Raw genomic sequence first — 23,505 nt, forward strand, 5'->3', positions numbered from 1 at the left:
CGTCTAACAGGATAACACAGAGAGATTTGTCTGGTCCGGGAAAATGTTCGGGAAACTGCCAAACGTTTTGACAGCTCGGATTTCCGCTTCATGGTGAGATCCAAAATCCGATAAGAATACATGGGCTCAGCATCGTTTCTTAAAAATCTGCTGACACGCTTTGGAGTGGAGTTCGGTCTGATGGGTCTCATCGGGTTGGGGCTTCTTACGTTCCAGCACCCCGAGCTTTTAAAGCTGAGCCAGTACTCTGAACGACCTTTGAGTGAACTGACCGAAGTGCTTCGCACAACAGAGCAGATTCTGGTGCGCGCCGAAGCGGCCCAGGATCGATTCCTGGTGTCCCGTCAGCCCACCGACTTGCAGTCTTATAACAGTGAAATCACCGCTTTGAACGGGCAACTGGCCAGAATGTCGCAATTGGTGCGCAACAAACCCCGCGAACACGCCATGGCCGTAAAGCTGGGGCATCTGATTCGGGCGCACATTGAAACGGCCAACACGCAAGTGATGAATCCGCAGCGCCGTCCGGCGCAGACCGAAGAGTCTTTGGATAAAACCCGCTATCAGATCCGCCATCAACTGGTCGAGATGCAGGCGGCGTCCGCACCCGCGATTAAATTCAAACCCACCAAAGAAGGTAAGAACTTCCTGCTGGGCTTGTGTGCGGCGATTGCTTTGATCGTGGTCAGTCGTGTTTTGCAAAGAAAAGAACAGCGCGAAACCCGCAAGGCTGTGGAAGCCCTGCAGGGAAAATCCATTCTGCTGGATACAATCCTGAATTCCATGAGCGAGGCCCTGATCGTCGTGGATCAGAATGGCTGGTTTACCCATTACAATGCAGCCGCGCAACGAATCATCGGCTCCCGGATCAAGGAAATTGCAACTGATTCCAGTGTGGAACAGTTGGGGTTCTTTAATCTTGAGGCCGGTCGCCCGTTCACGCGGAAAGAGCTGCCGTTGTATCGTGCGCTTAGTGGTGATCGCGTGGATGATCAGGAGATTTTTGTTCAAAATGCCGAGCATCCAGACGGAATTTATATTTCTCTTTCCAGCCGTCCGCTGAACGACATTGACGGCGGCATATCCGGCGCCCTGATTGTGTTTAAGGATATCAGCCGTCGCAAGATGGTCGAACAGGAATGGATCCGCGCCCGTGAGGCCGCGTTAGAGGCGTCTCAGAAAAAATCGGATTTCCTTGCGGCGATGAGCCACGAAATCCGCACGCCGATGAATGGCGTGATCGGTATGACGACGTTGTTGGCGGACACGCATCTGAATCCGGAACAGACCGACTATGTCGGAAATATCAAACGTTCGGCGGAGTCCTTGTTGATGCTGATCAATGATCTTTTGGATCATTCAAAAATCGAAGCGGGCAAGATCCGCCTGGATCCGCAGCCGCTGGATCTGCAGTTCCTGGTGGAAGACGTGCTGGAGATGTTCAAGCCCACGGTGGCGGAAAAGAACATCGGTCTTGAGTGCCGCTTTGATGGCCGGAATCTTTGGCATTACCGCGCCGATGCCGGACGCCTGCGCCAGATTCTGGTGAATCTGATGGGGAACGCGGTGAAGTTCACGGAAAAAGGCTTTGTCCGTCTGGAAGTTTCCAGTCGTGGCGACAGCGACGGCAAAACGGCATTGTTGTTTGAAATTAAGGACACCGGTCAGGGACTGCAAGAGCATGAAAAGCGCTCGCTGTTCCAGAAGTACTTCCAGGCAAAAGCCGGAATGAAGTTTGGTGGCACAGGGTTGGGGCTTTCCATTTGTAAACAGCTTGTGGATCTGATGGGTGGCGAGATTGGCGTTGAAAGTGTGCCCGGTGTCGGATCCAATTTCTGGTTTATGGTGAACCTTGAAGAATGCGCGGGGGAAGTGCAGCTGCAGAGTTCAGAGATTCGTTTTGCCAAGATTTTCTCAGGCCATGTGCTGGTCGCTGAAGATCAGATCGTCAATCAGCGGGTGGCTGAAAGTTATCTGACCAAGCTGGGTTTGAAAGTGGAAATCGCCGGCAACGGTCAGATCGCTTTGGAAAAAGCCCGCAGCAAGTCCTATGACTTGATCTTTATGGACTGCCAGATGCCAGTCTTAAATGGCTATGAAGCGACAAAGCAGCTTCGCCTGTTGGAAAACACCCTGGGCCGCAAAACCCCGGTGGTGGCGCTCACAGCCGAGGGCACCAGTGGTGAACGAAAGAGCTGCTATGAAGCAGGCATGGACGACTTTTTGACGAAGCCTTTGGAGCTTCATAAACTGATCGCGACCTTGCATCGCTGGTTGAAGCCGTCAGAGAAAAATCTGGATCTGAAAGCTTTGGAGAGTCTGAAAGATCTGATTTCAAATGATCGCAGCCTGACAGAAGTGCTGATCGAGGATCTGGAGCAAACAGGGCCTGTGTTGTTGCACGAAATTCGTGAGGGTATCGAGGCCAGGAACCTGGAAAAGATCTCTGAAGCGGCCCACGCTCTGAAATCCAGTGCGGCGACTTTGGGGGCCAAACAGGTGTCTGAGCTTTGTCAGAAGCTGGAGGATCTGCAGGACTTTACCGAAGCAGAGTTTTTACTGAAACAGACGGAACGCAAGTTTTTTGAAAGTCTTTCGGAGTTAAAGACATACTCCTCCAGAGTGAGGGCGGCATAAGATGGCTAAAATACTGATCGTGGATGATCAAAAAAGTGTGTTACTGACTTTAGAGGCTCTGTTGATCAAGGACAATCACCTGGTCACGGCCTGCATGAATTCGATTGATGCTTTGGATAAGCTGACCAATGAACATTTTGATCTGATGATCACAGATGCCATCATGCCGGGCGGAGCCACCGGTTATGCCCTGATTCGCACGGTTCGCAGCAATCCCCAACTGGCGCACCTGCCGGTGATTTTGCTGACGGGGAAGAGGGAAAAGGCTGATATCGAACGAGGCATTGAATCCGGCGCGAATGACTATGTGGTGAAACCAGTGGACCCGGAGCTGCTTTCTGCCAAGATTCAAAACCTGCTGGCGAAAACTGAGAAAGACACTGCTCACTTTGTTGAAGCCCCCGTGCATGCGAAGGCCGAATGGGAAACCAAGACAGAGATCATGGCGGTGTCTGAGCTGGGGATGACAATCAAATCAAACATTCCGATGCCTTTGGGGATGGTGACCCGAATTTCCAGCAGCCTTTATGAAGACATTGGTATCAGCAAGGTGCCGTTGAGAATTACGGCCTGCGAGGAAACCAAAACCGCGACCGAAACCTTTTATAAGATCCAGGTGCATTTTGTTGGTTTGACGGAAAAAGAACTGACACCACTGCGTCTGTGGATTCGTTCCAAAAAGACGTTTTAGAGTTTCACCGTCGCAAAGCCGCCGTAGGTGGTGCGCAGATTCGTGACCTGTCCCTGATAGAGTCTTGCCAGAACCATTTGCATACGCCCCTGATAAGCATAACAACGCAGATCATACTTGAAAGCCTGAGGTCCTTCCGGCGTTTCAAAGGTTTGTTCCGGAGCTGGCATGTATTCCTGCGCAATCATATCCTGACCCACGATCTTGTCATAGGTGCTGCGGCTGATGGTGCCGCCGCGATAGGACTGTTTGGAGCCAAAGGCGTTTTTCGGTTTAAAGAAGAACTTTTTGCGATTGCCCCAGATTTCGTCGGCACGCTCGGTGCTGATATCAAAGGATTCCGGCACCGCTGTGCGAACCAGGTTCAGATCCTCGCCAGTAAGACCCTGGCTTTCAAGGAATCCAGGGGTGCCCCAGTCGATCAGGCGCTGCTTATCAGCCAGCATCAGATATTCAAACGGATTCGGTGACAGGCACGCGTCACGGCTCAGGAACTTTTCACGCAAAACAGAACTGGAGGGTTCGGTCAGGAAAAAGTCTGTGTGACGGTTGTAAATAAAGTCCGGATGGAAGTCCTTGAACAGCTCGCGATAGTCGACAATGCGGGAATCCCAGCCGAAGGATTTGAACAGCTCGTTGTAAGCCAGGAACTCAACATACAGTCTTTGCTGGAAAGGGGCATCGTCGGTGATCGCCACTTTGAAGCCGGGGCCGGCTTTTTTCCCCTGCAGCTCCATTTCCGTTTCGATGGAGCGGCGAATTTCTTCAGGATTGAAATCGGGAACCGGAAGAGAATGCCCCTTCATGCGGTACATTTCATAGCCCAGGATCAGAAAAGCGGCGTTGGTGTTCACTTCGATGAGCTTCAGATTCTGATGCTCGTCCAGGTGAAAATCATAGCTCATCATGATGGATTTATTGCCCGGGTCCTTCAGACCTTTTTCGGCAATCAAAGACTGGTAGTGCTGCAGATAAGAGGGCTGCTGGCGCATGTTGTACAGAGCAGAGATGATCTTTTGCGCCTTCTGAATCACGTCCGGGGACAGAGCCACGGTAAACGGTGAAATCAGATTTTCAGAAACGATGTCCTCAAGAGGCTCTTTTTCAAGCCCCTTGTAGGAAGAACGAAGCTGCTGGATATAGTCAGCCTTCAGATTCATGGTTACTTCAGTGGAGTGATGTGTTCGTCGCCCACTTTCCAGCCGGCCTGGCAAAGCTCTCCGGTCTGGCAGCCCTGAAGCACGCGCAGGATTTCTTTAGCATCACGGCCCACGGATGTATTGTGGATGCCCATGTACTGAATTTTTTGGTCTGGATCGATGATGAAGGTGCCGCGGGTCGCAATACCACGATCTTCAAACAGCACGCCGTAATCACGGGCAATACGTTTTGTCAGATCGGCCATCAGTGGATAACCCAGGTTTCCAAGGTCATCACGCAACCAGCGTTTGTGAGAGTGTACAGAGTCCACGCTGCAACCGATAACAGTCGCACCCGCATTGTGGAATTCCTTCAGGTGCTCGCGGAACTGAGTCAGTTCCGTCGGGCATACGAAAGTGAAATCCAGCGGATAGAAGAACAGAACCACCCATTTACCTTTGAAGTCGTTCAGTGAAATATCTGTAACTTCGCCGCCATCAAACACAGCCTGAGCTGCAAAGTGCGGAGCGGGTTGATTAATCATTGGCATAGATGTGTCTCCTTGCTATTAATTGATGCCTTTGATGGTGTGGAAACTCAAGGAGAAACTGTGAAAATCATCTCTTGGAATGTGAATGGAATTAGGGCTTGTCACAAGAAAGGTCTTCTCGATTTTGTGAACAGGGAAAAGCCGGATATTTTCTGTATTCAGGAGACAAAAGCTCACATTGATCAGGTGGAAAATGAACTGAAGAAACTCACCTGGAATCATTCTTACTGGTCCTCGGCTGTTAAAAAAGGTTATTCGGGCGTGGCGACGTTTGTGAATGAAGAGCCAAAAAACGTGGAATACGGCTGGGGTATTTCTGAATACCAGTCAGAAGGCCGCATCATCATTTCCGATCACGGTCCTTTTGATCTGTACAACATCTATTTCCCGAACGGCGGTTCCGGCGATGTTCGTCATAACTTCAAGCAACAATTTCTGAAAGATCTGAATCTGCATCTGAAAGAAAAGCTGGCGACCGGACGTCAGGTGGTTGTGGTCGGGGATTATAACGTGGCTCACGAGGCCATCGACGTCCATGATCCTGTCCGTCTGTCCAAAGTCAGCGGCTTCTTCCCTGAAGAACGTGCCTGGTTTGATTCATTCGTGGACCTTGGTTTCATCGACACCTTCCGTTATTTCAAGCCGTCCGAAGCAAAGCGTTACTCCTGGTGGGATTATCGCCAAATGGCACGCATTTCAAACCGCGGCTGGAGAATTGACTACATCTGTGTCTCAAAAGGCCTTGAGAAATACCTGGCTTCAGCAGATATTCTCGACCAAGTCGAAGGCTCGGACCACTGCCCGGTCGTAGCCACTTTGGATATCTAGAAAAAGGGGTCCACAAATGATCATGATTCCATTTCCATTCATCGTTGCAGAGCTGGTGATCTTTTTCCTGGCCGTGCAAGAGTGGGGTTTCCTGAACACGCTGGGCCTGTACTTGCTGCCCTGCCTGCTGGGCTTCCTGATCATGACCACCGTAGGCCGCGTGGCTTTGATGAGCCTGCAAACCTCCATGATGCGCGGGCAACAACCCGGAAATAAAATCCTTCATTCCGGCGCTTTGTTCCTGTCAGGTTTGCTGTTCCTGATTCCAAGCTTCTTCGCCCGAGTCGTTGCAGTGGTTTTGTTCCTTCCAGGTCTTCGCCATCTGGCCATCTGGAGATTCAAAACCTACATGGCCAAAAAAATGTCCCAGGGCTCTGCCAGAGTCTTCAATTTCGGCGGCGGACCTTTCGGCTTCGGCGCAGGAATGGGCGGCATGGGTAACGGCCAAGCCAACAACGGCTTCCGCTACTACGAATTCAGAAATCAAGGCGGCGGCTTCGAAGAAGTAAGAGAAGAACGCGAAATTCAGGCCGAAGTATTGGACGTAACACCTCTAGAGATCACCCACGAAGACAGCAAACCAAAAGAAGACAAATAAGCGAGCTTCCCCAATTCAGAGGCCTTTGAAGGACCTCAAGAACCAGTAAAACTAGTCTTAAGATCCGTTTAAAGCTCCTCAAAAAACGACGAACATTACTTTGCGTAAGTAGTTTGTTCGGCATTCGAACCTCCTCGGAAAACGAAGAGGCTCAAATTCCATAAAAAGCGAAATGAGGAAGCTCATTTCGCTTTTTGCATTTCACATACCCAATCTTCCCAAACCCTCGAAGCAGTCTCATAGCGCTCGTGCGCAATTTTGCTCCAACCTAAAATGATCTGATTGTCCTACCAAGCTGTCGTTGTGGCAGAGGGAGGATAAAGACGAATCCGCTGCAAGTTCCGCAGCGAAAACAAAAAACGCCGGCGGAAGCCAGCGTTAATAGTGTAGAGCGAGGATGTGTTCGAAGCGGCGGGGTCGGCTTTAGCCTCTCTCTGCCGCATCCGGGAGCCTACTTGGTGGAAGAAACCACGCGCCCGTTTTTAGGTTGGTTCGAAACCACTGGGCCGAAGTATTTGCGGAACATGGACTGACCCAAATGCGCAGATTTAACTGTCCAGAATTTTTTGTTCACAGTGATAGCAGCAACCGCGATCTTGCGTTCGCCATCTTGGGCGTAGCCCACGAACCAGTCAGTGCGACCTCTTGGGTTGTCGCCAGTCAGGTGACCGGTTTTACCGCCCATTTCGATTTCACGGAACTTGCGGTCTTTGGTGATCGGGCGGAACGAGCGGCGGGAGGTTCCTGCCAGGACTGTTCTTTCCATCAGCTCTCGCACTTTCGCGGCGGATTCTTTGGTCATGATCGTGCCGTTGTTCAAAGTTGAACCCTCGTAAAGGGATTCGCCTTTTTCATCAGTCACATTGCGCACAAGGTAAGGGATTACAACCTGACCGTCGTTGGCGACAGCAGCGGCGATCATTGCGCCTTGAACCGGGCTCATGCGGTTGGTTTTGTTGTAACCGGAAGCCACTTCAGCCATTTCAAAGCCTTTGCCTGGCGGAACGTAAGCCACACCCATTTCAACCGGGAAGTCCGCGGGGATTTCCTGATTGAACATGAAGCGGTTGGCGTATTCGTTCAGGTCTTCGGGGTGCAGGTTTTCGATGCTCAGACGACCGAAAGCCGTGTTGATCGAGCGGGCGAAGGCGTCTTTCAGGGTGATCACGTTGGTCCAACGGGTCACTTTGTCAGAAAGAACGTTTTTCTTGTACAGAGTGTAAGCGCCGCCGTTGTAGCGGATCTTGCTTTCAGGGCTGACGCCGGCTTTATCAACTGCCGCTGTGGCCGTGACAACCTTGAAAACGGAAGCGGCCGGGAACGTGGCCTGCAGATTCAGGTTCGGAGCATCGGCATCGTCACGCTGGAAGCTCGACATTACCAGAACTTCTCCGGTCATTGCGTCGATCATAAAGACCGCGCCATAGTCAGGCTTGTAGGATTTCAGCAGGCGGTCGGCTTCACGTTGAAGAGTGTCGTCGATGGTGTAGTTCAATTTCACGGCCTGCTCTTCGCCGTTCCATGGGATCTTAAGAGACTCTGGCAGATCATTGGCGCGAACTTTCGAGCCAATGGCTTTTGCCAACTGAGTGCGCTGTTCAAGTTGAGATTTGATTTTCTTGTGAGCTTGAACCTCTTGGCTGTCCGCAGAGGACGTAAAACCTAACAGAGAATAAAGGCCTACCAGGCAAGCTCCTGAAAAAACGAGCAGTTTTAGCAACTTATAATTGTTTTTAGATGACATTATTTTATGGTAGCACCAATTTTTTAACGCTTTCAAGGGCATTCTCAGAAGAAGTCACTGGAAATGCCATTCTGGTGCGCTTTTCAGGCCTATTCCTCGTGACTCTCGAGGGGACTTGGACTAAAGACTAATAAGCATGAAGACCAAAGAACGCATTCTCGTCACCTCCATCGAACTCTTCAATCGCAGCGGCGTTGTGGCTATCACGACAAATCATATCGCGAAAGCCATGGATATCAGCCCCGGCAACCTGTATTTCCACTATGACAACAAGGAAGAGATCCTGATTGAGCTGTTTAAGAGAATGGCGAAAGAGACCTACGACGTCTGGCGCCCCAGCCGTGCCAAGAAGTCGACTCCGCTGGTCTTCATCAGCGACAACTTCGAGTTGTACTGGCGCTATCGTTTCTTCCACCGCGAAATGTACGCCCTTCGCCGCCGTGACCAGCAACTGGCGAAGATGTGGCGCAACCACATCCAGAAAATGATGAAACTGATGGTCATCCTTTACCGCCAGTGGGTGAAGGACGGCAAAATGGTGAAGATCGCCGAAGTTTCTGAAATGCAGTACATCGCCGAATCCCTGCTGGCGATGGCGACGACCTTCCTGCAGTTCTTTGAATCCGCAGAAAAGCAGCCCGGCAAGCGCAGCATCGAGCGTGGTAAACGCCACGTGGCCCGTCTGTTGTTGCCATATACTTCTGGCGAAACAAAGAACGAGTTTGAAAAATTTCTAAAGTCCTAGCCTAAAATGTCACCTGAGGGCGAATATAAGCCGTTCTCAGCTGGCAGACTCATTGCTTTAGGTCAGAGTCATCAACGAAAGGCTCTGACATGAAAACCATCGCCACATTCTTCGCCGTGATTCTGTTTGCTTCCAATTCCATGGCGGCTTCCCAGTGTGCAGAGCTTAAAAAAGAACTTCAGGCCATGCAGAAGGCTCAGGCCCAGATCATGGCAAGCCTGGTGAACAATCACGAAACTTTCGCGTCTTCTTTGGAGGAATACTCCACGACAATGAAAACAGCCAAGGGGTCGGCTGTGAAAGCCGTCTCGAAAGAGATGGATCAATCCGCTCAAGCCTTCCGCACTCGCGGAGTTCAGGGGAAAAAGATGGCCACACAACTTAACGCCGCAACCGGGGATTTGCTGGCGCGTGTGGCTTCTTGTCTTAATTAGTCTTTATATATGCCTGTGGGACGCTTCTCGGGGGAGAAGCGATCCTGAATCGTGCAAGGCGACCTCATAGCAGGTCGCCTTCTTTATTTCTGGGCCTTGTTCTAAGGGCTTTCAACGACTGTCAGTCGGCAAACTCGCTTCAATCTGAGATTCTTCGAGGGAAAAAGCCCCTTTCTATTTTCATTTCGCAAACTGAGGGCTAGAATTCTAACGCGTTGCGAGTTTGAGCGGGCGATCTAATCAAAATTGGGATTATAATTGTAAGAAGATGACTTGGAGATGGGTTTTTGAGGTCAGCCGCTATGGCGCTCCCATGGCCGCAGTTAAGGATTCGTCAGGATTTACAACGCTTTATTTAATTTTAAGTTAATGTAAGATTTTTTGCTTGCAAAAATTACAGGTCTAGAACTTAATAGGTCAGTTCCAAATTGGCACTTAAGCTGGAAGGAACTCGAGGGGGCAATATGGCTATCTCTGAAAAGCTGGTGACTGAATGTCGTACAAAGCTTTTGCAAACGAAGCAGGATATCCTCAATAGAGTGAAAGAAGCTCGTTTGAACTTGGACCAGAATGAGGAAAAGGGCGGCGATGAAGGCGACCAAACGGTTCGCGTTTTGGCTGAACAAGAATTCCTCAGCATGCATGAAAGACTGCGTGGTCAACTGATGGAAATCGAAAGCGCCTTGGCTCGCATTGAGGGCGGCACATTCGGTTACTGCGAAGAGACTGAAGAGGCGATTGAGCCTGAAAGACTTCGCGCTATTCCTTGGACTCGCCTGAGCATCGAAGGTGCTGAGATCCGCGAATCCATGAATAAACGCTACGCTCGCGGCTAAACCGTCAGCTCAAACGTATTTGATTTAGTATTATCTCGAGGGGATTAGAAGGGATGGCGCATGCTTGCGACCATCCCTTTGTTTTTTTAAGATTACCTGTAAATTTACCACTACTTAACTCGTTGCGTTGGTTTTGGGGTGGGGCTGTGCTAGAACGCCCTCATCAAAACAACCAAGGAGTTAAAAGATGAAAGTTCTTTCCGCTGTCGCTGCATTGTTGGTGGCCTCTTCCGCTCAAGCCTGGAGCAGCAAATATGTAGACGTTGTAAACGGCCGTACCGTGGCTGTTAAAGCCGTAGATGCTTCCAATCAGGATGGCATCGTTTCTTTGCGCGTGGTTGTTAAAAACCAGGCTTTGAATCTGATTGATCCAAAAGGTGTTGTGACTTCCGAACAAGATGGTTTCACTTGCGACGTTGAGCGCGTGATTCTTTTGAACAGCTCTTATGATTCCGCTTCCAAAACTTATACTCAGGATTATGAATTGAAAGTTTCCTGGACACCGGGCGCGGACTGGAGCTCTTGCACAGTTCAGGTTCAACATCCTTCTTTGAAAAACAACAGCGTTGTTCTTTATGTTGAAGGCAACACGACTTCTCCGATCGAAGAAGACTATCGCGACCTTTACTAGTCGTTAGATAAATCAAAATTTGAAAGCCGGTTTGTGAAATGCAAGCCGGCTTTTTTCGTTTTAAGAACCCACTGCTCCGTTTCTGAAGAACAGAGAACACACGAGCGATCCCCCTGTTAAGGGGGTGCGCACGGACAGTTGTGTTTTGCTGGCGATAAAAATACGACACGATTTCGTGCCCGTGAAACCCGCGCTGGCAGAGTGTTTCGTGCTTTTGGTTTTTAAAATCACGCGTACAAAAGATTTGCGCGCGAGTCATGCAAATCAAAACTAAATTCAAAATTATTTGACCTCATTGTCGCACGTCAGGCACACGCATCTAAAGCACGCGTTCAAGCTTTGCAAAAAGCAGAGTTCCTGAAAGATTCTCAAACTGTTTTCGAGAATCCGGCGCACGTAAACTCTTTGGGTAAATACCTGACACTTGAAATGGGTGGATCCACAAACACGGCGGCTCCAAAAGCTGAAGGTGGTTTGTTCGGTGAAGAGCTGGGCGCAAACATGGGTGTATACGTAGGTCACTTGAGCCCGATCCAGCAAAGCCTGCGCGCAGGTGCGGTAGCTTCTGAAAATCAGAACAACCCGGTTGAAGTGTTCTATGCCAAAGACGGCTGGGGTGCTTCTGTGGCGTTGTCCAACTCTGAAGACAAAACCACTGACGTGAAAGAACAGTACCTGGCAGTTCGTTACGGTGTGGACCGCGACGGCATGGAGTTCTCTGGTACGGTTGAAGCTATCGCCGTGACTGAGACTGGCACCGACAAAACTGTGGGCGCTCCTTACATCACTTTGAACTTTGAAAAAGAGATGGGCGCAACTGGTTACTTCTTCAGTAAATTCAACTGGGGTTCCGGCAAATACGAAGCGGCTGCGGGTGACACTGACGTGAAAGACCTGGGCGCTGAAGTGGGTGTTTTGAGCCGTCAGATCAAGAATGTTTACTATGGTGTTTCTTTGGCTTACGCAAAACGTGAACTGGGTTCTGAGATCACGGCTTTGAACCTGCCAATCTTCGCGGGTGTTGAAGCAGAAGTGACTTCCTGGGCGGTGGTTCGTGCGTCTGTTTCCCAAAGCTTCCTGCTAAGCAGTGTTCAGGATAAAAATCAGGCGGCTCCGGCTGATGGCGTGATCACAAATAAAAATGACACGACTGTCGCTGCGGGTGTTGGTTTGAAATACAACAACTTCGCATTGGACGGTGTTGTTGCTGGTTCCACAACCGGTCAAATCAACGGTAACGACGTTCTGACTCAAGCTTCTATCACTTACAACTTCTAATCCTGAGATCGAACTCAGAAAGGAGTATGTTATGAAGAAAAGTATTCTTGCGGTGGCGGGCTTGGGCCTGCTGCTGAACGGATGCGGCGGGGGCGGTGGGGCTCTGACAGCGGCTGGTGGCAATGTCACCTTGGCGCAGGCTTCAAAGATCTTCACGGCTCAAGGGGTTTCCACGGCGCTGGCAAGTCTGGTGCCGTCTGAAAACGCGGTAAGCCCGGTGCAAATGCCGGTGGGGTTCCTGGGTGCATTTGATTCCTGCACCAAAAAGAATCCGGAAACTCCGGTGGACGAGGATGGCGACGACATTCCTCTGACGCTGGAAGTGAAATACAACTGCGATCGCATTTCCGGTGACGGTGACTCTGGTTACGCGAAAAGAGTCGGCGCTTACAAGATCGTGGACTTCAAAGATGCGGCAGGCGCTGAAAACAAGGGCTGGGGCGGTGGATATCGTTATGATTTCGACTTCTCTAATTCTTACATCGCTTCCCATGAAGAGTTCACGGATATTTACAACGGCTTCTTTGAGGTGAAAAAGACCTCCAGCACGTTGGGTTACAACTCTGCTTACACCGGCACGGTTGATGGTCACGCGAAAACGCCTGTGGCTTTCAACTGGAACTGGAAATGGCAAAGTCAGTGGGAAAACACCTACACTCCGGACGACATGGCTCAGCCTTACGCCAAAGGCAGCGCCAAGTTTGACGGCTTCTTCGGGGTTTCCGGGGTTATGGAACCGGACAACAATGGCAAGCAGGTCGAAGTGAAAGTGGTGTTCGCACTGAAATCAAAGGGTCTGAAGTATGATCGCGCCTGCGCCCGTCACTGGAGCGAAGGCAGCATCAGCTATATCGACGGATCCAATAATGAAATCCGTTACGAATATTCCTGCACGGATATGAAGGTTTATTTTAACGGCAAAGAAGAAACGATGACTCTGACACGCATGAATTAGCATCCTCATGCGTCGTGTGAGACTAAATCCATTGAAAGCCCCACAGTCCGTTTCGGGCTGTGGGGTTCTTCATTTAAGCGAACTTTTCCGGCCACTGGGTTTTTCTTAAAAGAATCTCTGCAAATTTCTCCAGACCCTTTTGGTCTTCTTGATCAAAGCGGTTTAAGACCGGCGCATCGACATCCAAAACTCCCAGCAGTTTTCCGTTATGAATCAACGGCACCACGATTTCAGATTTAGAGGCGGCATCAGACACGATGTGCCCTGGGAACTGATCCACGTCTGCCACCAGTTGAGTTTGCAGTGTTTTTGCCGCGGTTCCGCACACACCTTTTCCGATCGCGATGCGCGTGCAGGCAGGCAGTCCCTGGAAAGAGCTGAGCAGCAGTTCGTTGTTATGAAGCAAATAAAATCCCACCCAGTTGATCTCGGGCAGGTGCTGTTTCAGCAGGGCTGCAAAGTTCGCAAGATTCACGAACCATTCTTTTTCGGCCAGGCCTTCGGCTTCGGAGTGCAGCTCTTTATAGAACTTGGTTTTATCTGAATAGTTGATGGACGTGTGCTGTTGCATATCTATCTCCCTTGAGTGGACCGTTTCTGAAAGGCATTCCAAACTGAACGGGCCGTGACGCCGATAGGGCGGTTTTTGGGACGGACCAAACATAGCTCAAGATGGGTCTCAGAAGCGATGGATTTATCAATCAGCACCAGATTTTTTTCTTTGGTGCATTCGCTTTTGGCGATGCGGCCCCAGCCGACACCACCTTCGATCATTTTCACTTTGGTGTGGTGATCGGGGACGTAGATCTTGTGGCCGGGTTCTTTGCTGGGTTTGATCTGGCTGTTATAGACCAGAATCTGGGGGTGCTTCATCAGGAAGTCCTTGGTGGGGCTGCGTTTTTCCTGCAGCAGACGGCGCGACACGGCCGCCACCAGGGTGACGTCTTCCAGGAAGATACTTTCCAGATCTTCGCTGTTTTTGGGGGAAGGCGCGATCGCAAGATCAATTTCACCCTCCAGCAGGCGTTCGTATCCGCCTTGCAGGATGGATTTACTAAAAATCAGATTTACCGGCAACGTGGGGCGGGCGCACTCCAGAGCGATTATCTCCAGCACTTCGGTGGAAATCAGGGGGTCGGCGGAAATATGCAGTTCTGTATCAGCTTTTTGGCGTCCCAGTTCGATACCGACACGGGTGGTGTATTGGGCGGATTCCAGAGTGTTCTTTGCCACAGCATAAAAGGCCTGGCCTTCGGGGGTCAGCTTCACCTTGTATTCAGAGCGGTCAAAGATCTGAAGGCCCAGTTCGTCCTCCAGATTCTTGATAGCAACGCTTAAGGCGGGCTGAGAGCGGCCCACCCTGTCGGCAGCCGCACGGAAGCTTCCACATTCGATAACGGCTTTAATGAACTCCAGCTGGTCTAAATTCACGGTTTCCTCATGATAATTAAAAGCTATCAAGATGATAAAATCTTTCAAATTTTATTTATCGTCTGAAAGCCGTAAAGTCTATTACGAAAGACAAACACGACTTTTAAAAAAGGGAGCAACATATGATTCAGGTAAGAAAATCCAACGAACGCGGTCTGGCTCAACACGGATGGCTGAACTCCAAACACACTTTCTCTTTTGCCGAATACTATGACGAAAACTTCATGGGTTATGGCCCGCTACGTGTGATAAACGAAGACCGCATTGAAGGCGGCACGGGTTTCGACACTCATCCTCACCGTGACATGGAAATCATTTCCTATGTGATCGACGGCGAGCTAGCGCATAAAGATTCAATGGGTAACGTGGCCGTGATCAAACCAGGCGAAGTGCAACGCATGAGCGCGGGCACGGGGATTCGTCACTCTGAATACAACAACATCCCGGGCAAGGAAACTCACTTCCTGCAAATCTGGATCAAGCCAGACAAAGTCGGGGTAGAGCCAGGCTATGCGCAGAAGAACTTTGCTGACAGCTTCGGTTGCAGTGATTTGATTCTGGTGGCTTCGCACAAGGGCCGTGGTGGTTCCATCACCATGAATCAGGATGTGGACATGTATGTGGCAAAAGCCCAGGATGCTGGTGAAAAAAATCACAAGACCTATCCGCACAGACATCTGTGGGTGCAGGTGATTAAAGGTGATGTGCAGGTGGATTCAAAATCCCTGACGGCAGGTGACGGTGCGGCGATCACGGATGTGGAAACACTGAAGCTTTCCTGGGGTAAAGGCGCAGAGTTCATTCTGTTCGACATGCCTTAGTCGTAAAGCAATACGATTTGGAAATAAAAAAAGCGCCCATGTTGAAGAAACGGGGCGCTTTTTGTTTTTGAAAATTAAAGGCCGTGTTTAGCCATGCCTTCTTTCAGCATCTGGCAGCCTTCTTTATATATACCACTGCCGATTTCCTGAACCTGGTTTTGAAGTTCCGTCTTACAGGTCACGTCCGCATATTTCGGGAACAATCTTTTGCAGGAGGCATTTGTTTCTTTCATCTGATTCAGGATCAGTTGTTCATTTGGAATACCACCAAGCATGGATTGCAGGTGGGCGAACTCAAGAGCTACGTCATTATACAAAGTCAGGTATTCCTGAGTGCAGTATCCGTTGGCATCAACGCTTTGAGCTTTCGCAGAATCCTTGGAATCACTGCCGCCACCACCGGCGCAGGCTGTCAGCATGGACATAACAAGAACGGTGCTTAGAAGTTGGATGGTTTTCATTTTAAATCCCCTTTGTTTTCTGTCCCAGTTTTCAGAAGCTGGAACTAAATTTTAGAAAAACAGCGGGAATTCTTCGTCCCCGCTGCGGTATCCGATATGGACGACTCGCGGAGACGTAAAAGCAATGGCAGTGCCAGGGGGACTATTTTAAATCTTCAAATTCTTTAATCTCATCCTTTTCTGGTGGTAACGAGAGGTATCTTTTACTGTCTACTTCATTGCGGAGACGAACAATTCTCAGGTCGTCTAGCCCTTTAACTCCTTTAGAGATGCCACGGCTATCTCTTTCAATGAAATATTCTGAAGATACGAGAAGGTAAGGAAGGGTTGATGTAAGATCGTTGGATGTACCTTCGCTGGATGTAGTGACTTTCCACAATGGAGTGATCTTCTTACTTTCCGTAAATTTCTCAAGGTCGATTGCAGTCATGGAAATGTAACGTTTGAAGGTGGTAATTTGTTCGGTGTGAGTGCGCTGTCCGGCGTAGTTTAATGAGGAGGGAGTTGTTGTTGTGAGTTCCCCGACCTTACTTCCCCAGCTATTTGTAACTGTTGTTGTGTGACTTTTTGATGGAACAAAGTCATAGACGGGAGTCGAGAATATCTTGGTCTCAATTTTTGGGTCACTTACTCCATACTTTATTAGAATTGCGATGTTTGCGTCTTCCGGACGCTCAGAAATTGAGTAGCCTCTACCTTTTAGCCCCCCTTTTTTTTTTAGATGTGTAAGAGACAGGTATTGAATATAGCTAATAAGCTTGTATCCATTTCAATAGCTGAAGACGCTATTCCGTTCATGTTCTTTGTTGCCCGCCTGTCGCCAGACCGCGGTCATGCGAAGGACTTCGATGCCATCATGCGCCATTATGGACGACGCTGTATCTTTCTGACCGTGCCTAATATTCAGATATCCTCATACAAGAATGAGGATATGCCAGGGCACGCCAGCTTAACATTTAGCGAGGCAGGCTATGTTCTTGTGCAGGACTACAATTCTTCAAATGGCACATATGTTGGGCTGGGGGCGGAGGACATTGAGCGGTATTTGAAGAAGTTTGATGGATCGAAGGATGCGGAAACTATAACTGTGGATTTTGGCAGTTCCAGTTTGGTCCCTCGTCCACCTCACGGTCAGGTTAAGATAGGAAACTATTTGGGTTTGGAATTGGCGCGATCTTTCAGCATCTTGGTTCTCATGAAGTAATACTGCCGATGGTTTTGAGTGTTTTTTGAGCCTTTATTAGTAAAACCTTTTAGAAGGGTTTTCCAATGCTTCCTTATATGAGCGGATTGTCATCAAGGCATTTGTACTAAAATTTATATTTAGAAAGGCACGCATGAACTACATAGTTGAATTGTATATTTATGGAGTCGGGTTGGCGGTCATCAGCTCCTTGGTCGTGTTGTGGTTTGAAAATGAGAGGCACTCTAGGGCTGGCGTGTTGCAAGAAAGACTTAAGGCAGTTGGAAAGTGGTATTGTCCATTTACTGGGGAGTTGTTGCCATACTCTTCAGAACTTGCTCATGAATACAGGATGAAACAACAAAGCTCTCAGAAAAAAAATTTGAGTAGCATCCTATTTTTGGTGCTCTTTTCTTGGTTAGGAGTCTCTTATCAGGCCATTTTGATCTATCCGGTAATCTGGAGGCATTTTTTAGCCCTAAGAAATGGAAAGATTGGCCGTCTTTGTGATAGCAGCCGACTGATAACGGACTCAGATCTGATCCTATATATCGATCAAATTAATTGGTCTAATTTGGAAGATAAATGAAACTGTTTACAGTTTAATTAGAATTTACGGATCAGGCCGACAACGATCCCACGGATTTCAACCTCATCAGGGGTATACCACATGGATTTCATCGTTGAATTGGATGGGCGCAATTCCACCATCTTATCTGCGTCCCCAGTTTCCGGGCGGGGGCGCAGATAGAAGCGTTTCACGGTGGCTTCATTATCTACCGTTGCCACAATGATGTCGCCGTTGTTGGCGGAATTCTGTTTCTGAATCAAAATGATGTCTTCATCAAAGATCCCGTCTTCAATCATGGAATCGCCCTGCACCTTCAGCGCAAAGGATTTGGAAGGATTTCTGACCATGGAAGGGGGGACGTCCACGAACTCGTCGTGTTTGATGGCTTCAATAGGTTGGCCTGCCGCCACTTTCCCAAGAAGGGGAAGTGACAGGATCTCGTCACGAGCCTGGAGGAGCTGAGTGCGAGGAGATCCTGTCTTCGTCGAGACCGTTTTCGATTGCAGCTGATCCTGAACCGCCGAAGCGGAGTGGAGCACCTGAATGGCTCGCTTCAAGTTCTGGGGATTTGAGATATATCCCTTGTTCGTCAACTGCTTCAGATAATTCTGAACCGAGTTGAACGAAGCCAGACCGAAGTGATCCTTAATTTCTTGATATGACGGCGAAACTCCTGAACTTAAGATGTGCGCCTCGATAAACTCGAGGACGGATTTTTCTTTCGGTGTCAGTGGTGGGAGGGGCGTTTTCATCGTCATAACTTACATATGAAATTACAGTGTAAATTATATGTAAGTCAATAGCCTATTTTTATAAAAAGAAAGGACCAGCCCTTGGGCCAGTCCTTCGTCGTTTTTCGCGCTGGAAGCGGGTTTTATTGCTTCTCAGGGGCTTTTCCAGCCTCGTCATGCTTCGGTGCCGGGCCTTTGTGCGCTGGGCCGTTTGAAGGGCCATGATGGCGGCGGGAAGCATCCACCAGCTTTTTGGTGGCTGGGTCCACCGGTTTATCAACAGCCTTCAGGATTTCAGCGATGCGGTTCAGGTTCGTTGCCCAGTCGGTGAAGATGATCTGGTTGGCCGCCGCATTCACATTCATCTCGCCATCACGCGAAGGCAGGATGCGCAGATCGCGATTCAGATCCAAAACAGAAACATGCTTCAGCGTCGCCACCCAGGTGTACATGCGCTGCGGGAATACGGACGGAACTTCCGAACTGACCTCGATCAAATCACGCTGCACATTACGCGCGGATTTCACCACCATCACGTCGTTTTGTTTGCTGATCGCAAAGCCGTTGGTGGCAAGGGCGATGGAAAGCTGATTGAACGCTTCAGCCGGCTCCAGAGCCTCTTGATTATAGATTGAGATTTTTCCGCGCACGCCCGGATCAATAATGAACTTCTGACCCGTGGCCTTCGAGTAAATCTCGATCACCTTGGTCAGTTCCTCGTTATTGAAATACATTTTGATTTTGTCGGCAGCAGACGCCTGGGACAGAGTAAGAATGGAAACAAACAAACTTGAGATAACGTACTTAAGCATGGATCCTCCTAGCGCTGTTTAGGCTAGGAGACCTTCCAAAGACGGGCAAGTCCAGCTTTACAGCAGACCCGCCACGCAAGATGCCAGCGCTTGTTCAGCGTAAGGGGATAAAACCATGCGGACGTGGTTGTCGCGAGTGGTGGATTCAGTATAAAGATCGCTGACGTCGTTCATATGCTCAATCAGGCAGCCGGCCTTCTGGGATTTGATTTCCATTTTAACCAGGCACTTTTTATTGCGCACAGAGCAGCGGATGTCGTTGTAATGAACTCCAGGGGTCAGGTTTTCCTGATTCAGGGTCGCCAGCAGCGTGGTCTCGTCCTGAGACGACAAAAAGGCCTGGGCAGGAGATGCTGCCAAAGCCATGATTGCGGCAAGTGCGATAGTGATTTGTTTCATAGAAGCCTCCTTGTTTCTAACTATGCTTCAAGAGCTAGTTGTAACAAGCAGACCATCATAGGTAAAAGGTATATAAAGAATTCAGATATGCACGTAACGAATGTTATTCGTTGCGTGGGCATTCTTTCTTTTCGTCCTTACAGACCGGTTTGATATCGGCAATCACGGGCTGTGACTCGGAAGCCACTTGGCGGGTGATCACAGGGATCGGTGTGGAGTTTTTTGCGTGGCTTACTGGCGCCATCGAGCAGTTTTGATAAAACAGTATCACGACGGGATTGATTACCAGCATCGCTACGAAACTAAAACTACCTCTATTCAACATACTTGCCTCCACACTGAGTCCTAATGGTCACACCCTTTCTTTTACGGACGAAAGCCTGCAAGACTTTAGTCAATTTGTAAGGATTCTCAGCTTGATTCAAAAAAAGCCACTTTCTCATCTTGAGAGAATTCGCAGACACAGCGATAATGATTGCTGAGTGGTTAAGAGGACTATGAAAGCATTAATTTTTAGCGCGATCCTTATGACAGTTGTTGGGGCGAAGGCGAACTTCCCTGATCTTCAGCAAGACTGTATCAATGAGCTCAAAAAATTTCCGGGCGCTTGGGACGACAAGCTTTTGCATCAGGCTTGTGCCAAGGTGCAAATCGACACTCAGTGCGTGAGTGCGGAAGGCCGGCCTATCTATCATTATGAAAAGATCTCTTCCACCCCTGGAGCCAAAAAGGTTCTGGTGTTCAGTATGATTCACGGAGATGAAACGCCGGCAGGCACCGTGGGCCGTTACTGGATGGAGCGTCTGGAAGGCATCGATCCGCGCAATTCCTGGCGTGTGATTCCGGTGTTGAACCCGGATGGCGTGAAATACAAAACCCGCTACAACGCGAACAAGATTGATATCAACCGCAACTTCCCAACCAAAGATTGGGATGCGGGGGCTTTGACTGCGTGGAGGCGTTCTACGGGCTCCAACCCACGCCGTTTCCCGGGTAAAGAAGGTGGCAGTGAGCCAGAAACCAAGTGCGCGATGAAGCACCTTGGTGACTTCCAGCCGGATTTTATCGTATCTGTTCACACACCGCTCAAAGTTTTGGATTACGACGGACCGAAAGTGAAATCTCCGCCCAAGTTTGATTACCTTCCTTGGAAGTCCCTGGGGAACTACCCTGGGTCCTTGGGTCGTTACATGTGGGTCGAGCGTTCAACACCGGTGCTGACGATGGAACTGAAAGACAATCTGCCGCCGAATCTGGCGCCGTTTGATCAGCTTCAGGATATTATCGGGACGCTGGTGAAATACGAAACCTCTGCAGAGCAAAAAAAAGAGGAGACTTCCACAGCCTCCTCTCCAACGAGCTTTTTACCTGTCGCCTTGGAACACTAGTTCCAGGGCTTTCTAGAAATCACCGATAGAATCTTCAAGACCCGGGAAATCGATGAACGGGTTTCTGTTCCCTTGCATCTTGTGGATCTCGTCGTTGCGGCTGATTTCTTCATCATCAATTGGATCTTCTTTGGACCACTTGCGCAAAGTCGCTTCCTGACGGGAATCAATTGGCAGGTCATATCTTACAGAGAAATAGAACAAAGCGCGAGCCACGTTGCCGCGGTGATTTGCCGGTGGCATGAACACGTCAGCGCCACCCTGAGCTGCGCGACCGAAACGGGATACTCTGCATTTCAGGGGTTTTCTGTCCTGAACAACTTCACCAAATGGGTTGTTGCCGCGGATAGAGTTCATTTCATTGTCAGTAGGATACAAGTGGTGCATGTCAGCTTTCTGCATGCTCTTGTTGTGGCGGCCAGAGAACTTGGATTGCGGCCAGGTGTGCTCAGTGTTCACAATGTTGCCATCGGGAATTCTGCCCGGAGCCGGAGCATTGCCGCCGCGGAAATCAGCAGAGCCACGGATAGAGTCGCAGTAAACGTCCTTCACGGCATAGTCCCCGTGACCTTCATCAACCAAATAGAAAGAACCCAGAAGGAAGGTGCGAGCGCCGTCGTAACCCAGAGAAACATGCTGATAGCAGTTGTCGCCGCTGCAGCCGTTCACGATCTGATCGTAGCTGCCGTTCACACGAAGGTGGAAACTGCGAAGAACAAACTGAATGTTCTTTTTCAGATCGTCGTTGGAAATTCCGGAAGCCAGATCGTGGTGGAATTTTTCGCCATAATAAGGAACATCGCCGGAAGAAGGAGCTGCAAAAACGAATTGCCCACAAAGCGTGGATACCAGCACCAGAAGAGAAACTGCGGTCAACTTCACAAAGAACCTCCATAGTCAGGCATTTGAGGTGCCTGGTAGAAACGCTGCGCCCTATTCGCAGCATATACGGGGAAACACTATGAAGTTATTTCCAAAAGATTCCGTGGTTGCAACAACTTAATGAAAACCAACCGTATACAAACAAATTTGCGCGGTGCGGAGGTGTCATATTCGACAAATTATCGGAAACAGGGCGGTTTTTAGCCCTGCTTTTTAAGATTTTTTCAGAAAACTCTCTGGCATTTCAGGCGCAGGTCCCAGATTTTTTTCCACTCATTTTGGAATATCAAAGCCGCTTCGCGGGACTGAACAGTCAGGCGGGCCTGCAGGGATCTTTTGTCCAACTGAAGCTGATTGAGGACATCCGGGGTGTAGGTCAAGGTGGAGCCCTCTTCCAGGGCTTTCATGGTCAGGAACTCTGGGGATTCCTGCATCTCTTCTCCCGCCCAGGCGTGAATGTAGGTGGAGTTCAGGAACTTGGTGTGAAGACCCTCGGAGCGGTTATAGATGTTTTCATATTGGGAAAGCGGGATGTACTTCAGTTCGGCTTTGGCGTAGCGCTGGCCATCACGGTAAGGCACCGAACCAATACAGACTTCCACCTTGTGCATTTGAAGTTTGGCCAGATCCGGCTTCGTGACTTCGCAGGCGTAACCTTCGTCAGCGGGCCAGTCGGATGTCAGAAACTCTTGGCAGTTGTGGGCCCAGGACAGGGCCGGGAACAAAAGCATGGCAAGTACAAGCAGGCGGTTCATGGGTACTCCTGAAAGCGCTGGTTATACCTTAAAGGCCGTGGGCCTTCCAGATGGTGGCCGAGGCGCCTGAAAAAGATTCCGGACTGCTCAAGGTTCAGACAGGTGACAGCGGCTTTCGCGGTGAATCTTGTCGCTGCCAAAGCGTTATGGAATACTGCCGATGTTTCTGGAGGGGTTCCTTGGTTAAGTATTTGATGATGGAGATTGAAAAGTCTCAGCTTATGAAGGCTGTGCATGACAACAACAGCCTGGTGCTGGATCTGGAGTGCATTCTGAGTGTGGTGGATGAAACCACCGACGTTCTGGAAAGAGCCAACAGCAGTGTCACCACTAAAATCACCATCAAAAATCCCCGCCTGAACCGCGTGCCACCTGTGGGCTACGTGTCTGAAGGTCAACTGGAAATCGACGACAAACCAAAAGGTTTCCTGCCACTGAATCTGGAATACAAAGGCGACTTCCGCCTAAGTCTGACCCTCGGCCCGGATGAGTTCGAGACCGAAGGTGATGAGATCATTATCAAGACCGAGAACTCGGAGATTCCGTCGGGGTATCGTAAAATTCCCGCGATGGGGTGGTAGACTCGCTAATCTTATTTCACGATTAACTCAAGGCTGACCTTGGTTCGGGAGTCTTCGGCGGAAGGTGGAAACTTCATCGCCTTGATTTTGGAGATAATGCAGTCTTCAAATGCAGGATCTTTGAAGTTCATTTCGCGAATGCGCGGATTCTTTACAAAGCCATCTTCATTTTGAATCCAAACAAGCGTTGCTCTTCCATCCAGGCCCGGCGATCTCTTTACTGCATCTTGGATGCAGGACTTGAAAGCACCTTGATTTTGATCGAGCGTGCGGTTGGTCGCTTTTTCCGTCGCGTCCAATCGTTCTTCGCGCGTAGGTACATTTGAACAAGAAGCTAGAGCTAGCATCATCAGGGTGAGGATAACTTTTTCTTTCAATTAAAACTCCCGTTATTGGTCGGTCTCGTTGTTGTTCTTTCCACTT

At 49.5% G+C, this 23,505-nt stretch carries 29 protein-coding genes and 1 riboswitch; of the genes, 15 read left to right on the plus strand and 14 right to left on the minus strand.

Annotated elements, in window-relative coordinates; translation table 11 throughout:
- Window positions 1–120: 120 nt before the first annotated feature.
- Window positions 121–2,637, plus strand: a complete 2,517-nt coding sequence (locus B9G79_RS01855; protein ID WP_088564042.1) for a response regulator — start codon at window positions 121–123, stop codon at window positions 2,635–2,637.
- Window position 2,638: 1 nt separating this feature from the next.
- Window positions 2,639–3,328 carry a response regulator gene (locus B9G79_RS01860; RefSeq protein WP_088564043.1) on the plus strand — a complete coding sequence of 230 codons (690 nt, stop codon included), beginning with the start codon at window positions 2,639–2,641 and terminating at the stop codon, window positions 3,326–3,328.
- On the opposite strand, the gene B9G79_RS01865 is transcribed toward B9G79_RS01860, so the two are convergent.
- The gene (locus tag B9G79_RS01865; protein WP_088564044.1) at window positions 3,325–4,488 is read right to left on the minus strand and encodes a hypothetical protein; all 1,164 of its coding nucleotides are present in this window, start codon (window positions 4,486–4,488) and stop codon (window positions 3,325–3,327) included. The genes B9G79_RS01860 and B9G79_RS01865 overlap by 4 nt on opposite strands.
- Window positions 4,489–4,490: 2 nt before the next feature.
- On the minus strand, window positions 4,491–5,018 hold the full coding sequence (locus tag B9G79_RS01870; protein WP_088564045.1) for a peroxiredoxin: 528 nt from the start codon (window positions 5,016–5,018) through the stop codon (window positions 4,491–4,493).
- Between the two features lie 60 nt (window positions 5,019–5,078).
- Between B9G79_RS01870 and B9G79_RS01875 the strand changes: the two genes are divergently transcribed.
- Window positions 5,079–5,846, plus strand: a complete 768-nt coding sequence (locus tag B9G79_RS01875) for an exodeoxyribonuclease III (protein ID WP_232468989.1) — start codon at window positions 5,079–5,081, stop codon at window positions 5,844–5,846.
- 16 nt (window positions 5,847–5,862) lie between these two features.
- The gene (locus tag B9G79_RS01880) at window positions 5,863–6,444 is read left to right on the plus strand and encodes an FxsA family protein (RefSeq protein WP_088564047.1); all 582 of its coding nucleotides are present in this window, start codon (window positions 5,863–5,865) and stop codon (window positions 6,442–6,444) included.
- A gap of 451 nt (window positions 6,445–6,895) precedes the next feature.
- Here B9G79_RS01880 and B9G79_RS01885 read toward each other — a convergent pair whose 3' ends face one another.
- A complete protein-coding gene (locus tag B9G79_RS01885; RefSeq protein WP_232468990.1) occupies window positions 6,896–8,188 on the minus strand; it encodes a penicillin-binding transpeptidase domain-containing protein in 1,293 nt (430 codons plus the stop codon).
- Between the two features lie 136 nt (window positions 8,189–8,324).
- On the opposite strand from B9G79_RS01885, the gene B9G79_RS01890 reads away from it, so the two are divergent.
- The 6 genes from B9G79_RS01890 to B9G79_RS01915 all read left to right on the plus strand — a co-directional run bounded on the left by B9G79_RS01890 (window position 8,325) and on the right by B9G79_RS01915 (window position 13,067).
- Window positions 8,325–8,933 (plus strand): TetR/AcrR family transcriptional regulator, encoded by a 609-nt coding sequence (locus tag B9G79_RS01890; RefSeq protein WP_011165850.1) that lies wholly within the window; start codon window positions 8,325–8,327, stop codon window positions 8,931–8,933.
- Window positions 8,934–9,022: 89 nt separating this feature from the next.
- Window positions 9,023–9,367 (plus strand): hypothetical protein, encoded by a 345-nt coding sequence (locus tag B9G79_RS01895; protein ID WP_088564049.1) that lies wholly within the window; start codon window positions 9,023–9,025, stop codon window positions 9,365–9,367.
- A gap of 464 nt (window positions 9,368–9,831) precedes the next feature.
- Window positions 9,832–10,203, plus strand: a complete 372-nt coding sequence (locus tag B9G79_RS01900) for a TraR/DksA family transcriptional regulator (RefSeq protein ID WP_088564050.1) — start codon at window positions 9,832–9,834, stop codon at window positions 10,201–10,203.
- Between the two features lie 187 nt (window positions 10,204–10,390).
- Window positions 10,391–10,834, plus strand: a complete 444-nt coding sequence (locus B9G79_RS01905; protein ID WP_088564051.1) for a hypothetical protein — start codon at window positions 10,391–10,393, stop codon at window positions 10,832–10,834.
- A gap of 339 nt (window positions 10,835–11,173) precedes the next feature.
- Window positions 11,174–12,112: a hypothetical protein gene (locus B9G79_RS01910; RefSeq protein ID WP_088564052.1), complete on the plus strand. Its 939-nt coding sequence runs from the start codon at window positions 11,174–11,176 to the stop codon at window positions 12,110–12,112.
- A 31-nt stretch (window positions 12,113–12,143) separates the two neighbouring features.
- Entirely contained in the window at window positions 12,144–13,067 is a 924-nt protein-coding gene (locus B9G79_RS01915; RefSeq protein ID WP_088564053.1) for a hypothetical protein, read from the plus strand.
- A gap of 73 nt (window positions 13,068–13,140) precedes the next feature.
- Here B9G79_RS01915 and B9G79_RS01920 read toward each other — a convergent pair whose 3' ends face one another.
- Together B9G79_RS01920 and B9G79_RS01925 are read right to left on the minus strand one after the other, a co-directional pair.
- Window positions 13,141–13,638, minus strand: coding sequence for a GAF domain-containing protein (locus B9G79_RS01920; RefSeq protein ID WP_088564054.1), 498 nt, complete (start codon window positions 13,636–13,638; stop codon window positions 13,141–13,143).
- A 2-nt stretch (window positions 13,639–13,640) separates the two neighbouring features.
- Window positions 13,641–14,498 carry a LysR family transcriptional regulator gene (locus B9G79_RS01925; RefSeq protein WP_088566741.1) on the minus strand — a complete coding sequence of 286 codons (858 nt, stop codon included), beginning with the start codon at window positions 14,496–14,498 and terminating at the stop codon, window positions 13,641–13,643.
- Window positions 14,499–14,620: 122 nt separating this feature from the next.
- On the opposite strand from B9G79_RS01925, the gene B9G79_RS01930 reads away from it, so the two are divergent.
- Window positions 14,621–15,319 (plus strand): pirin family protein, encoded by a 699-nt coding sequence (locus B9G79_RS01930; RefSeq protein WP_088564055.1) that lies wholly within the window; start codon window positions 14,621–14,623, stop codon window positions 15,317–15,319.
- A 74-nt stretch (window positions 15,320–15,393) separates the two neighbouring features.
- Here the strand turns inward: B9G79_RS01930 and B9G79_RS01935 are convergent, their stop codons facing one another.
- Together B9G79_RS01935 and B9G79_RS01940 are read right to left on the minus strand one after the other, a co-directional pair.
- Complete coding sequence (locus B9G79_RS01935; protein ID WP_232468992.1) at window positions 15,394–15,780, minus strand: hypothetical protein; 387 nt, start codon at window positions 15,778–15,780, stop codon at window positions 15,394–15,396.
- Between the two features lie 142 nt (window positions 15,781–15,922).
- Complete coding sequence (locus tag B9G79_RS01940; RefSeq protein ID WP_088564056.1) at window positions 15,923–16,210, minus strand: hypothetical protein; 288 nt, start codon at window positions 16,208–16,210, stop codon at window positions 15,923–15,925.
- Between the two features lie 309 nt (window positions 16,211–16,519).
- On the opposite strand from B9G79_RS01940, the gene B9G79_RS01945 reads away from it, so the two are divergent.
- Window positions 16,520–16,984 carry an FHA domain-containing protein gene (locus B9G79_RS01945; RefSeq protein ID WP_088564057.1) on the plus strand — a complete coding sequence of 155 codons (465 nt, stop codon included), beginning with the start codon at window positions 16,520–16,522 and terminating at the stop codon, window positions 16,982–16,984.
- Between the two features lie 133 nt (window positions 16,985–17,117).
- On the plus strand, window positions 17,118–17,552 hold the full coding sequence (locus tag B9G79_RS01950; RefSeq protein ID WP_088564058.1) for a hypothetical protein: 435 nt from the start codon (window positions 17,118–17,120) through the stop codon (window positions 17,550–17,552).
- A gap of 17 nt (window positions 17,553–17,569) precedes the next feature.
- Here the strand turns inward: B9G79_RS01950 and lexA are convergent, their stop codons facing one another.
- The 4 genes from lexA to B9G79_RS01970 form a co-directional block, all read right to left on the minus strand.
- On the minus strand, window positions 17,570–18,286 hold the full coding sequence (gene lexA, locus B9G79_RS01955) for a transcriptional repressor LexA (RefSeq protein WP_226988073.1): 717 nt from the start codon (window positions 18,284–18,286) through the stop codon (window positions 17,570–17,572).
- Between the two features lie 122 nt (window positions 18,287–18,408).
- Window positions 18,409–19,077 carry a general secretion pathway protein GspD gene (locus B9G79_RS01960; RefSeq protein WP_088564059.1) on the minus strand — a complete coding sequence of 223 codons (669 nt, stop codon included), beginning with the start codon at window positions 19,075–19,077 and terminating at the stop codon, window positions 18,409–18,411.
- Between the two features lie 57 nt (window positions 19,078–19,134).
- On the minus strand, window positions 19,135–19,476 hold the full coding sequence (locus B9G79_RS01965; RefSeq protein ID WP_088564060.1) for a hypothetical protein: 342 nt from the start codon (window positions 19,474–19,476) through the stop codon (window positions 19,135–19,137).
- Window positions 19,477–19,579: 103 nt separating this feature from the next.
- Window positions 19,580–19,801, minus strand: a complete 222-nt coding sequence (locus B9G79_RS01970; RefSeq protein WP_148278880.1) for a hypothetical protein — start codon at window positions 19,799–19,801, stop codon at window positions 19,580–19,582.
- Between the two features lie 172 nt (window positions 19,802–19,973).
- Between B9G79_RS01970 and B9G79_RS01975 the strand changes: the two genes are divergently transcribed.
- A complete protein-coding gene (locus B9G79_RS01975) occupies window positions 19,974–20,864 on the plus strand; it encodes a M14 family zinc carboxypeptidase (protein WP_088564061.1) in 891 nt (296 codons plus the stop codon).
- A 12-nt stretch (window positions 20,865–20,876) separates the two neighbouring features.
- Here the strand turns inward: B9G79_RS01975 and B9G79_RS01980 are convergent, their stop codons facing one another.
- Together B9G79_RS01980 and B9G79_RS01985 are read right to left on the minus strand one after the other, a co-directional pair.
- Complete coding sequence (locus B9G79_RS01980; RefSeq protein WP_088566743.1) at window positions 20,877–21,746, minus strand: endonuclease I family protein; 870 nt, start codon at window positions 21,744–21,746, stop codon at window positions 20,877–20,879.
- Window positions 21,739–21,836: riboswitch (purine riboswitch) on the minus strand. It overlaps the preceding gene by 8 nt.
- A 134-nt stretch (window positions 21,837–21,970) precedes the next feature.
- Complete coding sequence (locus B9G79_RS01985) at window positions 21,971–22,501, minus strand: hypothetical protein (RefSeq protein WP_088564062.1); 531 nt, start codon at window positions 22,499–22,501, stop codon at window positions 21,971–21,973.
- A gap of 179 nt (window positions 22,502–22,680) precedes the next feature.
- On the opposite strand from B9G79_RS01985, the gene B9G79_RS01990 reads away from it, so the two are divergent.
- The gene (locus B9G79_RS01990) at window positions 22,681–23,082 is read left to right on the plus strand and encodes a hypothetical protein (protein ID WP_226988072.1); all 402 of its coding nucleotides are present in this window, start codon (window positions 22,681–22,683) and stop codon (window positions 23,080–23,082) included.
- 11 nt (window positions 23,083–23,093) lie between these two features.
- Here the strand turns inward: B9G79_RS01990 and B9G79_RS01995 are convergent, their stop codons facing one another.
- Window positions 23,094–23,459 (minus strand): AgmX/PglI C-terminal domain-containing protein, encoded by a 366-nt coding sequence (locus B9G79_RS01995; RefSeq protein ID WP_157678708.1) that lies wholly within the window; start codon window positions 23,457–23,459, stop codon window positions 23,094–23,096.
- Window positions 23,460–23,505: the final 46 nt, after the last annotated feature.

The sequence above is a fragment of the Bdellovibrio bacteriovorus genome, from assembly GCF_002208115.1.
GTDB lineage: Bacteria > Bdellovibrionota > Bdellovibrionia > Bdellovibrionales > Bdellovibrionaceae > Bdellovibrio > Bdellovibrio bacteriovorus_C.